At 59.3% G+C, this 13497-nt stretch carries 12 protein-coding genes; 1 reads left to right on the plus strand and 11 read right to left on the minus strand.

Going from position 1 to position 13497, the window contains the following annotated elements; genetic code table 11:
* Position 1: 1 nt before the first annotated feature.
* The 8 genes from G5S47_RS06255 to glmS form a co-directional block, all read right to left on the minus strand.
* Positions 2 to 703, minus strand: a complete 702-nt coding sequence (locus tag G5S47_RS06255) for a succinate dehydrogenase cytochrome b subunit (protein WP_179369885.1) — start codon at positions 701 to 703, stop codon at positions 2 to 4.
* 322 nt (positions 704 to 1025) lie between these two features.
* Positions 1026 to 1496 carry a ribosomal protein S18-alanine N-acetyltransferase gene (gene rimI / locus G5S47_RS06260; protein ID WP_219585409.1) on the minus strand — a complete coding sequence of 157 codons (471 nt, stop codon included), beginning with the start codon at positions 1494 to 1496 and terminating at the stop codon, positions 1026 to 1028.
* Positions 1493 to 2188 carry a tRNA (adenosine(37)-N6)-threonylcarbamoyltransferase complex dimerization subunit type 1 TsaB gene (tsaB, locus tag G5S47_RS06265; RefSeq protein ID WP_219585410.1) on the minus strand — a complete coding sequence of 232 codons (696 nt, stop codon included), beginning with the start codon at positions 2186 to 2188 and terminating at the stop codon, positions 1493 to 1495. Before tsaB ends, rimI begins: the two co-directional genes overlap by 4 nt.
* 83 nt (positions 2189 to 2271) lie before the next feature.
* Entirely contained in the window at positions 2272 to 2832 is a 561-nt protein-coding gene (gene tsaE, locus G5S47_RS06270) for a tRNA (adenosine(37)-N6)-threonylcarbamoyltransferase complex ATPase subunit type 1 TsaE (protein WP_103631676.1), read from the minus strand.
* Positions 2829 to 4088, minus strand: a complete 1260-nt coding sequence (gene alr, locus G5S47_RS06275) for an alanine racemase (protein ID WP_103631677.1) — start codon at positions 4086 to 4088, stop codon at positions 2829 to 2831. The genes tsaE and alr overlap by 4 nt, the downstream gene beginning before the upstream one ends.
* Before the next feature lie 250 nt (positions 4089 to 4338).
* Positions 4339 to 6015 (minus strand): bifunctional ADP-dependent NAD(P)H-hydrate dehydratase/NAD(P)H-hydrate epimerase, encoded by a 1677-nt coding sequence (locus G5S47_RS06280; RefSeq protein ID WP_219585411.1) that lies wholly within the window; start codon positions 6013 to 6015, stop codon positions 4339 to 4341.
* Between the two features lie 179 nt (positions 6016 to 6194).
* The gene (locus tag G5S47_RS06285; protein ID WP_219585412.1) at positions 6195 to 7088 is read right to left on the minus strand and encodes a GRP family sugar transporter; all 894 of its coding nucleotides are present in this window, start codon (positions 7086 to 7088) and stop codon (positions 6195 to 6197) included.
* A gap of 174 nt (positions 7089 to 7262) precedes the next feature.
* Entirely contained in the window at positions 7263 to 9173 is a 1911-nt protein-coding gene (gene glmS / locus G5S47_RS06290) for a glutamine--fructose-6-phosphate transaminase (isomerizing) (RefSeq protein ID WP_219585413.1), read from the minus strand.
* Between the two features lie 128 nt (positions 9174 to 9301).
* Here glmS and coaA point away from each other — a divergent pair, with 128 nt between their 5' ends.
* A complete protein-coding gene (gene coaA / locus G5S47_RS06295; RefSeq protein WP_006681465.1) occupies positions 9302 to 10264 on the plus strand; it encodes a type I pantothenate kinase in 963 nt (320 codons plus the stop codon).
* Positions 10265 to 10420: 156 nt separating this feature from the next.
* Here coaA and glmM read toward each other — a convergent pair whose 3' ends face one another.
* The 3 genes from glmM to rplM form a co-directional block, all read right to left on the minus strand.
* Positions 10421 to 11770, minus strand: coding sequence for a phosphoglucosamine mutase (glmM, locus tag G5S47_RS06300; RefSeq protein ID WP_219585414.1), 1350 nt, complete (start codon positions 11768 to 11770; stop codon positions 10421 to 10423).
* A 490-nt stretch (positions 11771 to 12260) separates the two neighbouring features.
* Positions 12261 to 12752, minus strand: a complete 492-nt coding sequence (gene rpsI, locus G5S47_RS06305; protein WP_006681467.1) for a 30S ribosomal protein S9 — start codon at positions 12750 to 12752, stop codon at positions 12261 to 12263.
* A 43-nt stretch (positions 12753 to 12795) separates the two neighbouring features.
* Complete coding sequence (gene rplM, locus G5S47_RS06310; protein ID WP_103631684.1) at positions 12796 to 13239, minus strand: 50S ribosomal protein L13; 444 nt, start codon at positions 13237 to 13239, stop codon at positions 12796 to 12798.
* Positions 13240 to 13497: the final 258 nt, after the last annotated feature.

Here is a 13497-nt window from a genome sequence, read left to right on the forward strand (position 1 = left end):
CTCAAGAGATGAATCCGGCGGCGATTGCGATCGGAGGTGCCATGAACATCACGAAGATGATGGCGCCAACGAGGCCGGAGAGGACGATCATCGGCTTACGAGTCGCGGGGCGAACCCAACCGAGCGTCTGGAACATGGACCAGAAGCCGTGCGAAACGTGAATGCATGCAAGACCGACGAAGATTGCGTACACGATGACGAGCAGCGGCGAGTTGAACGATGCAACCATGCGCTCGTAAGGTGTCGAATCAGCGGTGAAGCCCGTGCGGACAGTGCCGGTCGTGAAGTGCAGGATGTGGAAGATGAAGAGGAACAGGATCAGAACGCCGGACATGCGCATGGTGCGCGCGGCGTACGAATCGGTAACGGACTTCTTCACGACGTAGCGGGTCGAACGTGCGCGACGCGAACGCTTCCACGTGTATGCAGCTGCGTACACGTGGATGACAAGCATCAGGAGCATCGCGGCGCGGAATACCCAGATGAATCCGCCGTGCGGGAAGATCGGCACGAAAGCCTCTTCCTTCAGCCAGTGTGCGTAATGGTCATACGCTTCCTGACCGAGGAACATCTTGAGGTTGCCGTAGGAGTGGAACAGCAGGAAGAAGACGAAAATGAAGCCCGAGATGGCCATCAGCTGCTTAATAAAAACACTGGTGGTCCACGCGCGGCGCTTCTTCGTTGCGACATTTGTAGTGGCCATGTCCCAAGAATATCCACACGTCTTCGAGCGTTTTAGGACTGTTGTCCGCCCTTGGTCCTAGATGAGCGTTTTGTCAGCTCAGTTTTCCGCGTAATTTAGCTAAATTCTTAGGGGTATCCTTAGCGTTTTGAGGGCTGTTTGTGCGCGTAGGACAAGCGTTTCAAGGCAGTGTTGACTGCCTTTTACCTAACCGTCCTGTTTCAAATTTCGGGCATATGACAGTTTTGAGAAACCCGTCGTAAAACGCAGGTGCGCGCCTACTTGTGTGCTCTCTTCCGCCACCATCACGCTCGACATTGAAGGGACGAGGCCACCCACACTTTCAGTTCGTCAGATCCAACCGCATGGCGATGCCGTCTTCGAGTGGATTCTTGAAATATCCCCTCACGCGGTCCAGGACGATAAAACCTGAGCGTTCGTAGAGGCGTCGCGCAGCTTCATTCGACTCGCGAACTTCAAGGAACACGTAGTCCGCTCCAGCTTCACGTGCGCGAGATACCAGCAGGTCGAGGATCTGTTTACCCAGGCCCTGGCCTCGTACATGGGGGAAAACGCCGATTGTCATAATGTCGGCGCCATCGCCCACCACTTTCACTCCCCCGTAGCCGACAACCTGCAGGTCAGGGCCATCTGGGAGCGCCACCAGGTAGTAGGTGGAAAACGGGGAGGCCAGCTCGTCGGCGATCATTCCCCACGTCCATGGGTCCTCCGGGAAAAGAGCTTCTTCAAGCGCAACCAGGATCTCTTCATCCCCCGGCTTTGCCTGATGAAACTCAACCGGAACGCCGGTCACATGCGCTCCATCGGCTGGCCGTGAATCTCGGGACGGCGCAGGTAGAGCGGCTCGGTGCCGAGTCGGTCTTCTTCACCCCTGGCCAAACGAGCAGAAACAATACGCGACAGAACTGCCGGATCTCCATCAACGATCGGCCCCTTACCCGCGGGGGCAAGGCAGTCGACGGAGTGAGCGGGAAGTTCACCCGCGCTGATGATCAGACCGTCCGCATCATGCATCGAGTTGAGCAGGCTCTGAGCCGTGCCGACCTCAAGGCGGCCGATCAGACGCACATCATCGGCACCTTCTGCGACGTAGTGTCCCCAGTACAGTTCCTTACGGCGCGCATCAGAAACGGCGTACACGTGGGTGTCCGGGGGAAGCAAGTCGAGTGCCTGGCGGGCAATGACATCCAAGCTTGAGGCTCCGTAGACGGGCGCGCCTGTCACGAGCGCAAACACTCGCGCGGAGACGAGGCCCGCGCGCAGACCGGTAAACGGTGCAGGACCCGTACCAACCAACACGCGTTCAATACCAGCGTCCTTCGCCTCGACCGGCAGACCGGCTTGACCGAGTGCCTCGCGGACAAGCTCGGTGATCGATTCAGCGTGGTGACGCGTTGATTCGTTGTGAGCGTGTCCCACCACGTTTCCGTCTTTCAAGACGGAAACGATCGTGGCGGCGGAGGTATCAAGGCTCAGTTCAATCACAGGGGTAATCCTACTCGTCGGATCAGCGAGTCACGATGTGAGCTTCGGGAGCGGGCGCCCCCAAGAAACGCGGGGCTTGCCAATCAGTCTTCGTCCAAGGTGGCAATCAGCTCGCTGGCGCGTGCCATGACTGCGTCGAGAACGCCGTCCCAGCGGTTGGAGTGCGGGTGGAGCGTAATGGTGCGCTCGCCGTCATCCATCGTTTCAAGGTCGATCGCATCTCCGTCGTGGGCAGCTTCACCACCGGTCTTGCGCGTGACATCAATTTCGAGGCGCTCATCAGACAGGGCTTCCGTCTTACCTTCGCCCCATTCGACGACGGTCACGGACTCTGCCAGAGAAGAATCGAGGTCCAGGGTTTCGAGGTCTTCGAGGTCGCGGATGCGATAGGCGTCGGCGTGGATCAAGTCAGGACCGTCGCCGAGGTTCGGGTGAACGCGGGCCACGATGAACGTCGGGGATGCCACACGGCCTCGTACCCCGATTCCTTCACCCACGCCTTGAGTGAACGTCGTCTTACCCGCGCCCAGACCGCCACGCAACATGATGAGATCGCCGGCACGCAGGTTTTCACCCAAAGCGCGCCCGAGGCACCGCGTTTCATCAGCGGAAGCAGACACCAACGACTGGGGTTCAGCGGTCATGAACAGTTCTCCTCACGTCGAGCCGCGCCAATATAGAGGCGCGGGATGCGTTCGCCCAAGCGGGCAACGATTTCGTAGTTGATGGTGCCGGCTTGGCTTGCCCATTCGTCAGCCAGTGGCGCACCGGTGGCCGGGTCACCGAAAAGGATGACGCCGTCGCCAACCTGTGCGGGCGCATTCTCGGTGCGGCCAGTCGGCAGACCCGCCTCACCCGATGCCGGGCCAAGGTCGATGATGAACTGGTCCATACACACTCGGCCCACAATATGCGTGCGAATCGACTCCCTATCCGTGTTGACAAGGACGGGGGCACCGTTCGATCCGGCGCGCAGAATACCGTCGGCATATCCGAGGGGCACCAGACCAACCCAACGCCTCGAGGATGAACGCCACGTGCCACCATATGAAGCAGGGGTGTCCTCTTCGATCACTTTGACACTGGTCAGTGGCGCTTGCAGGGTCATCGCGGGACGCAACCCCAAGTCAGATGCGGACGCCACGGCGGAGTTGGGGCTCAGTCCGTACATACCGATGCCGGCGCGCACCATGTCGTAGTGCGCTTCGGGATGCCAGAGGATGCCTGATGTGGCACTCAGGTGGCGAAGTTCCGGCCTAATTCCAGCCTGCGCCAGAATTGTGCAACCGGCCTCGAAAATGTGGACATGCGAGGCGGTCGATGCATTGCCCTCGTCGCTGGGGTCGTCCGCGCGCGACAGGTGACTCCACGCGCCGATCACCTCAACAAGACCCTCGTCGCGGGCCATCCGCACTGCCGAAGCAAGCGCCGGCAGATCCGCAAGCGTCGAACCCGCGCGCGACATGCCCGTATCGATCTTCACGTGAATGCGCGCCTTCTTACCCGTTTCGCGTGCAGCCGCGCAGATCTGGGCCAGCACCCAGGTCCAGGACACCGACAGATCCAAGTCTGCTTCGAGCGCCTGCGCCCAGTCAGCTCCCGAGGGGGCGATCCACGTCAGAATCGGCGCTTTCTCACGTGCTATTCCAGCTTCGTCGAGCGCGTATCGCAGAGTGAGTGCTTCACCGAGTTGCGCGACACCGAGCCACGAAGCTCCTGCCTCAAGCGCAGTCATCGCAACGGGAAGAATTCCATGCCCGTAGGCATCTGCCTTGACAACGGCCATCTGAATGGCCGTCGGCGCAGATTGTTTCAGCACCGCCAGATTGTCGGCAATGGCGCTGAGGTCAACGACAGCGCGCGCCGGGTACTGGGCGAAAGCGGAAGACTCTTCGTTCATCACGCTTCTAGTATCGCACCGGTGAACAAGCGCGCGTTACGGAGGGTCATCATTGTTGCGTCCGCCTTCAGATTAGCGCGTCTCCCACCGCGCTTGTTCACCGTTTACTCGTCAAACCACACCGTGCTTGTTCACCAAACCCACCGTGCTTGTTCACCGTTTACTCGTCAAACAGCACTGCGCTTGTTCAAGAAAACAGCTCGTCAGCACCAATTTGTTGAAACGGAGCACTGAACAAGCGCGGTAAAAATCAGGCGAGCAACTCCCCGATCACGCTCGACACGCATTTTGCAATCTGGATTGCGGTCACCGGGCCACCACTCACACTCACCTTCGACGCAGCGCGTTCGCCGGCACGCGCGTGAACAAGCGCGCCCGCAGCCAGAGCTTCAACAAGCGAAGTAGTTGATGAGCCTCGTTCACTCTTCGCACCCCACTGTGCCGCAAAGCCTGCGAGCAGGCCCGCCAGCACATCGCCACTTCCTGCGACTGCGGCCCAGCCACTCCCTCGCGGAACAACAACGATTTCGCCTTGCGGTGTTGAAAGAATGCACGAGGCCCCTTTCAGCAACACATTTGCTCCACTGAGCTTCGCAAGAAGACGCGTTGCCTCTACCGGGCACTGCTCAACCCACCAGCGAGGGCGCTTCTGGCCCCATTGGCTGAACATAGCCTCGGCTTCGCCTGCGTGAGGGGTGAGGAGCACCCGCTCCAATCCTCCCACCGTCGCCATTTCTCGGACAAAGGACAGGGCACCAGCATCAACAATCAGGGGAAGATGCGAGGCAACGCAGAACTTTGCCAGCTCGAGCGCGTTCACACGCGTATCATCATCCATTCCCGGACCAACCAGACCCGCCTGGATTCGACCACCGACACCAACGATCCCCGGCTCGAGCGTCAACACCAAGTCAAGGACTTGATCGGGCGCATCCAGACGCACCATGCCCACGCCGGAATAGCTGGCACCCAGACAACTCAGAGCGCCTGCTCCGGGGTAGGTTTCTGAGCCGACTACCAAGCCTGCGACTCCGCGCGTGTACTTGTGGTCCGCCCAATCGGGGCGAATGACAGTGCGGGCAACATCTTGGTCGGTCACGACTCGAACGTCTGATTCTTGGGCGTTAAAACCCAGCGGAACACACTGCAGAGTCCCCGTGTAATAGGCGGAGGGAGGAAGGACGAGTGGTGTCTTCAGCAATCCCATAGTGACGGTCGTTGTCGCAGACACTACTGGCCCCGTCACTTCCCCATCATCTGAGAACTGCCCGGAAGGCACGTCGACCGCGACGACCTTCACTCCCCGCGCTTGTTGAAGCTGGGCAAGCTCCTCGATGAACGAGCGCGCCGGTTCCCGAAGCTCGCCTGACGCGCCAATTCCAAGAATTCCATCGATCCAGATAGGAGCTTCCAAAGCCGTAGCAATGTTTGAAATGTCAGTGAGCGCCCACAACTTCGACCGCGCTTGTTCACCGTCAGCGCCACCGGCTGGATCCTGCTGATCGGCAAGCTTTTCCTGAACAAGCGCGTAAGCATCAAGAATCTGCACACCTGCCTCAAGCGCAACTGATCGGCCTCGTGAATGAGACTTCGGAGCAAGAAGTAGAGCCGAGCAGGAAAACCCCTGTTCAGCTAGGTAGGCGAGCGCATACAGAGCATCGCCTCCGTTGTCCCCGCCTCCAACAAGCGCGCACACGCGAGGAAGCGTCAGATAATCATCGCTTTCAACGCATCCGGGTGAAAAGGCGGGTGAACGGTGAACAAGCGCAGTGTTGCCGCGGTGAACAAGCGCGGTCACGGCTTCAGCTACTGCGTGTGCCGCTCGCTTCATTAACCAATCCGGATCGCCATCTCCAGCATCGGTGTGGCGCGCTAAAAAGTCAGCCTCAATGGCACGCGCAGTCGCGCGATCGTTCACGAAGATCATGCAGCGATAGTGTCACCCCTTTGGGTACGCATCAACCTATTGCGCGGATTGTCACGGTTTCTTCAGGCTCAGGGGTCGGTGCCGCACGGTGAACAAGCGCGGTCGTATACACCCCAAATGGTGAACAAGCGCGGTGGTACAAGACCGGGGATGTGCGCCAAGGCGCGGACGAAAAGGCCTCAGGCGGCGTCGAGCCCCTTAGCGACCCCCGCAAGCACCGCGCCGACGATAACCAGCGCAACACCAATGACAGTCCAACGCAGTTCGCGACCCGCGCGGTGCTCACCCAGCCAGAGGATACCGAGAGGAGTCGAAATCAGAATGCCCAGCTGCGACAGAGTGAAACCGGTCGCGACACCGACGCGTCCAGCGCCGACCTGGAGTAGGACGACGGCGGCACCCCACATCAGGCCGAGTGCCGTCATTTGCGCCATTAGGAGACTCACTAGCTTCGGAGCCTCGTCCCCCTTCCGGCGCGCGTCAACGGCGTACGCGATCAGGGCAACAAGGAAGTAGCCCGTCGCCTGCGGCAACAGGATCGAGGGACCATCCAGCCCAAAGGCACGACCGATCAACACGTAACTCGAAAAAGCGAAGGTCGACGTCATCAGCAAACGCGTTCCGCGCGCCCAATCCAGGTTCTTCGTATCGGAGCCTTCCTCGGTGCGTGAGACGAACCAAATACCCAGAATGAGGACGATAATCGCAGTCGCACCGACCGGGAGCGCCCCACCGTGACGCCATTCGCCGAACAGAAGAACACCACCCAGCGAGATCGCTGCCAACTGCCCGCCCGTCGACACCGGCATCGTGCGCGAAACACCCAGCACGTTGAAAGCAGCGACCTGGTCCACCAAACCCCAGCCGACAATCAATCCGGTAACAAAAGCGACGATCACATCGCGCACATTCCACTGAACCCCAAGGAAGGGCGTGACGGCGAGCGCAAAAATAAAACCACCCATCGTCAAACCGAGAACACGCTGCTGGTCAGTTGTCTTGACCGCGCCGGTGATGGTGGTTTGAAGGCCAAACAAAATCGATGGAACGAGCGCCCAGAGAATGTCGATCACGATAATCTCAATCCTGTTTTGGTGTACGAGGCCGGGCTCGCATACTCGGTCAACAAGCGGATACAGCCCGATGGTAGTGGGATTTGTCCCACGAAAGCGAAAACGTCCGCACAAAACGAATCCTGCGTCTGCCACGACGGGTGGCAGACGCAGGAAAAGTCCAGTCAGGGATGTTTACTCAACGGTCACAGACTTAGCGAGGTTGCGTGGTTGATCGACGTCAAGGCCCTTCACGGTTGCGAGTTCGCAGGCGAAGATCTGCAGCGGGACAACCGTTAACAGGGGCGCGTACAGCGTCGGGATCGGAGGAATCCTGAACACGATTTCAGCGAATTCGTCGACGGAGGTGTCGCCTTCTTCAGCGATGACGATGGTCTTTGCGCCGCGAGCGCGAACTTCCTGAATGTTTGCCAGAACCTTGTTGTGCAGTTCGGGACGACGCGGGGTCGGAACAACGATGATGACCGGCTGGCCTTCGTCGACCAGTGCGATCGGGCCGTGCTTGAGTTCGCCGGCCGCAAAGCCTTCTGCGTGGATGTAGCAGATTTCCTTGAGCTTCAGGGCGCCTTCAAGGGCAACCGGGTATCCGACGTGGCGACCGAGGTAGATGACGGACGTCGCGTGTTTCATGGTGCGAGCAAACTGTCGGACAGTCTCGCCCTGATCGAGGATCTTCTGGATCTTCGCCGGCGCTTCAGCCAGCTTTTCCATGTAGTCGATGATCTCGTCGGAGTACTTGTTGCCACGAACCTGGGCAAGGTACAGGCCCAGAATGAAGCAGGCGGTGACCTGAGACGTGAACGCCTTGGTAGAGGCGACAGCGATTTCCGGGCCCGCGTGGGTCAGTAGAACAGCGTCGGACTCACGCGAAATAGTCGAGCCCGGAGTGTTCACAATTGCCACGACCTTCGCGCCCTGCTCGCGAGCGTGACGGATCGCCTGGATCGTGTCCATGGTTTCACCGGACTGCGAGATGGCCACAACCAGTGTTTTTTCGGTGACGACTGGGTCGCGGTAGCGGAACTCAGAGGAAAGCTCGACCTCGACGGGGATACGGCACCAGTGTTCGATCGCGTACTTGGCGACCTGACCGGCGTAGGACGCGGTACCGCAACCGATCATGACGATCTTGTCGACGCCACGCAGGATATATTCGGGGATACGGACCTCGTCGAGTGCAAGGTGACCGGTGGAATCGATACGGTCTTCCAAGGTTTCGCGAACACCACGGGGCTGTTCGTGAATTTCCTTTTCCATGAAGGTCGGCCAGCCGTCCTTCGTCGCGCGATCCGAAGTGAAGTCAACTTCGTATTCCTTGAGCGGAACAACATTCCCATCATGGCCAAGAACAGTCACGCCACGAGCCGTGACAACAGCCATCTGATCCTGATCGATCTCGACAGCGCGGTTCGTGTGCTCAATGAATGCCAAAACGTCAGAACCGAGGAAGTTTTCGCCGTCACCCAAACCAACAACCAGAGGCGAAGAACGGCGTGCCGCAAGAATAACCTCCGGCGCATCGGCTGAAACGAGTAGCAGCGTGAATGTGCCCTGCAGGCGCTCAGTAACAGCGCGCATCGCAGCAATCAGACGACGAACAGTATCTTCGCCAGCGTGCACTCCGGCAAGAGAGCCGCCCCACTGCCCAGCAGTCCCGGCCTCGTACATCTTGGCAATCAGGTGGACGACAACCTCAGTATCCGTATCGGACGCAAAAGTGACGCCATCGGCGCGAAGTTCGGCGCGCAACGCGTCAGCATTTTCGATGATGCCATTGTGTACCAGAGCGAAACGACCGTCTGCGGACGAATGCGGGTGAGCATTCGCAACAGTCGGACGACCGTGCGTCGCCCAACGAGTATGACCGATCGCAGCGAAAGCATCGGCAGGCTTGAGGACCTCGATCTTGTCAGCAAGGTTCGCGAGCTTACCGACTGCGCGAATCACCTTCAGGCCGTCCGGAGTTGACAGAGCCAAACCGGCAGAGTCGTATCCGCGGTATTCCAGGCGAGCGAGGCCCCCCATGACGACCTCACGCGAACGAGCCGACGGGGTGCAACCAATATGTCCAACAATTCCACACATGCAAGCAATTCCAGCACATCGAGCGGAGTTGCGCTCGTCGCCTTGCCCATGTCCGACAGATACCCGCCATTCTTCACACTTTTGCCTCAAAGGTGCATTCGAACAAGCGAGTGCGAGACAATGCCATCGTGACTTCCCACAACGCACACGCCTACTCTGCGATCTCCCCTTTTACGCGCATTGAACGCGCCGATTGGGATAGGTTGGTCGACCACACTCCCCTGCCGTTGACGCAAGAAGACATCACCAGGATCGCTTCCTTGGGCGACCCCATCGACATGAGCGAAGTCGACGCGATTTATCGCCCTTTGTCTGCGCTCCTTCAGCTGTACGTTGACGGCAGGCGACGCACCGCCCGCGAGCGCGCCACCTTCCTGGGCGAGCAAACGCCCACACCCACCCCTTTCGTCATCGGAATTGCCGGCTCAGTTGCCGTTGGAAAGTCAACCGTCGCCCGTCTTCTGCAACTTCTGCTCCAGCGTTGGGAGCACACCCCGCGCGTCGACCTGGTGACAACCGACGGCTTCCTCTATCCGAACGCCGTGCTCGAAGAAAAGGGCATCATGGCACGCAAGGGCTTCCCGGAGTCCTACGACCGTCAGGCTCTGCTGAATTTCTTGGCCGCCGTGAAGTCGGGGGCGGGCGACGTCACTGCTCCCGTGTACTCGCATGTCATCTACGACGTTGTCCCGGGCAAAATCCTCCACATTGAGGCTCCCGACATTCTGATCGTCGAGGGAGTGAACGTTCTGCAACCCCCGCGCCTCCACCCTGGGGCGCTCGGTGTTTCCGTGTCTGACTACTTCGACTTCTCGATCTACGTCGATGCTGAAGAATCCGACATCGAGCAGTGGTATGTCGACCGGTTCCTCACTCTTCGCCAAACTGCCTTCTCGCGTGAAGATTCCTTCTTCCGCACTTACGCCAGTTTGACGGACACGGAGGCCGAAGCGACAGCGCGCATGGTCTGGTCGGCAATTAACTTGCCAAACCTGCGTGAAAACATCGCTCCCACTCGCGAACGCGCCACGATGATCTTCCACAAAGACCAGGATCACCGCGTCGATTCGTTGCTACTGCGTAAGGACTAGCGACCGCCTTTCCCAGTTCGTGTCAGGGGCGACGAGGTCCCTTCTGAGACGCTGAACGCCTCTGGTGGTGAAGACAAAGCTCAACGGGCTCAGTAGAGGATTCCCCTACCGAGCCCGTTGATTGTCTCAGTCACGCCCCTCAGCGGATGCCTCGTATCAGATCGCCAAGTTTTCCTTCACCACGTCAGCGAGTGAGGCTGCGACAGAATCAGCCTGTTCCTGGGTGGCGGCCTCAACCATGACGCGCACCAACGGCTCGGTGCCCGACGGGCGAAGAAGAACACGACCGGTATCGCCGAGCTGTGCTTCAGCAGCCTTGACAGCCACCGCAACAGCTTCGTTCGTCGCTGCACTGCTACGGTCAACCCCGCCCACATTGATGAGTGTCTGGGGTAAGCGCTCAACGAACGCAGTCAGATCCGCCAGGGAGCGACCGGATTCCTTCACCATGCGAGCAACCAGCAGGGACGACAGGATGCCATCACCCGTCGTTGCATGGTCGAGATCAATAATGTGGCCGGACTGTTCGCCGCCCAGCACATAGTTGGAGGCGCGCATTTCTTCGAGCACGTAACGGTCGCCGACTGCGGTCTGAACCGTCTTAATACCTTTGTCACGCATCGCGAGAATCAGACCAAGGTTCGACATCACGGTCACGACAAGGGTGTCTCCCTTGAGCTTGCCACGCTCACGCGCATCCACCGCGAGTGCGCCCATGATCTTGTCACCGTCGATCAGGTTGCCTTCAGCATCGACTGCCAAGCAACGGTCTGCGTCACCATCGTAAGCGACACCGAAGTCTGCCTTGTGCTCGACGACGGCCTTCTGCAGGCCTTCAGGGTGGGTTGAACCAGCATTGAGGTTGATATTGCGGCCGTCGGGTTCAGCGTTGATCACGATGACCTCGGCACCCGCTTCACGTAGCGTTAGCGGACCGAGCTCGAAGGCGGCACCATTAGCGCAGTCAACGACGATTGTCAGACCATTCAAGTCCGTGTTCACAGACTTCACCACATGGTCAACGTACAGGCGCTTCGCCTTCTCATGTTGCTCGTCGACCTCGCCGACACCGTCGCCGGTCGGGCGATCCCACTCGGTTCCGATCAGTGCTTCAATCTCATCTTCAACCGCGTCGGGGAGCTTGTAGCCACCCTGCGCGAAGAACTTAATGCCGTTGTCAGCCATCGGGTTGTGTGACGCCGAGATCATGACACCCAAGTCAATGTCGTCCTGCGAAGCAGTCAGGTAGGCAACGGTCGGAGTCGTCACAACGCCAAGAAGAGTCACGTCCATGCCTGCGCTTGCAAGCCCGGCAGCCAGAGCGTGCTCAAGGAACTCACCCGAAATGCGCGTATCTCGACCAATGACGACACGCGCTTTCGTCCCGTCACTGCGAAGCGCACCAAAGTAGCGAGCAGCAGCTTCACCGATCTTCAGCGCCAGGTCAGCCGTAATATCAACATTCGCGAGGCCACGGACACCGTCGGTGCCAAACATTCGTGCCATTTTAGTTCCTTCATTCACGCCGGCATCGCGCCGGAAAGCGTTGTGTCAGTTGTCCCTAGCGTACCCGTGGCCCCGGCGAGTTCGGTTCTTCTGCGGCCCCGTCTGTCACTTTGCGAGAATTTCCACCCTCGCGTATTTCCGGTATCGCAAAGGACCACGAGGCCCGGATTCCGCTCTTCCCACCGCGCTTGTTCACCGCCAACACCGCAAAAACAGCGCGCTTGTTCACCGCCAACACCACAAAAGCAGCGCGCTTGTTCACCGCTGACACCCAAAAAGACCGCGCTCGTTCACCACTAACACCCAAAAAGACCACGCTTGTTCAGTGCGAGGCATCAACAAGTACGCGGCCTCGTCAATGAGAGACCACGCACACGACAAAGCCGGATGCCGTGAACAAGCGCGCTAGTCGCCGAGTAGCACGATGCCCTAAAAACACTTGTGGCCCCGCTCCACAAGGAGCAGGGCCACAAGCCAAGAAAACGAAGGATCAGCGCTTCGAGAACTGCGAAGCCTTACGTGCCTTCTTGAGGCCTGCCTTCTTACGTTCGATGACGCGAGCGTCACGAGTCAGGAAGCCAGCCTTCTTGAGTGCCGGGCGGTTGGCATCGCGGTCGATCTCATTGAGAGCGCGCGAAATGCCGAGGCGCAGGGCGCCTGCCTGGCCGGAGATGCCGCCACCGTTGATACGGGCGACAACGTCGAAACGGCCATCAAGGTCAAGAAGGACGAACGGGGACTTCACGAGCTGCTGGTGCAGCTTGTTCGGGAAGTAATCCTCGAGGGTGCGTCCGTTGATCTTCCATTCGCCGGTTCCAGGAACCAGACGAACACGGGCAACGGCCTCCTTGCGGCGACCAAGGCCCGCGCCGGGCGCGGTGATGGACTGGCCGGCGCCTGCGGGCGCGGTTTCAGTCTCAGTGGTGTACGAGCTAGGGGCGTTCTCCTCATCCAGCTCGACGATTTCGGTGGTCTCAGCCACGGTTCTCCTCAGTGCTTATGTCGATTATTCAGTGGCACGAAGCTCACTGAGCAACCTGGGTGATCTCGTAGGGAACCGGCGACTGGCCGGCGTGGGGGTGCTCAGCACCGGCGTAAACATGCAGCTTCTTGAACTGCATACGGCCGAGGCTGGTGTGAGGAAGCATGCCGCGAACGGCCTTCTCAACCGCGCGCTCAGGCGACTTGGCCATGAGGTCACGGTAGGAGGTTGAGGTCAGACCACCGGGACGACCAGAGTGGCGGTAGGCCATCTTCTGTTCGAGCTTCTTACCGGTCAGAACGACCTTGTCCGCATTAATGATGATGACGTTGTCACCCATATCCATGTGAGGGGCGAACGTCGGCTTATGCTTCCCACGAAGAATGGCGGCAACCTGAGCCGCCAGGCGGCCGAGGACGACGTCAGTGGCGTCGATGACGTACCACTTCTTGTCTGCGTCCCCAGGCTTGGGTGAATAGGTGCGCACGGGCGTAACCTTCAATTCTTATCAGTCATGGAGCATCAATCCCCAATGTCAGGATCGCGCTCGCGATGTAACGGTTCGCGCGAGGCGTCAGTTGCAACTCAACGGCGAGTGGGAATACACCGAGGGCGCTAGCTAACGCACAGCGTCATCAAGTCTATCGGGCAGGATTGAGCCGGTCAAAGTTGCCGGGCCTTTGTGTCCGATTCCTCAGTTGCTACTCCCTACCCCCACCGCGCTTGTTCACCGTGCGGGCAACCC

Origin of the sequence: Schaalia turicensis, from assembly GCF_019380255.1 — a bacterium.
GTDB lineage: Bacteria > Actinomycetota > Actinomycetes > Actinomycetales > Actinomycetaceae > Pauljensenia > Pauljensenia turicensis_A.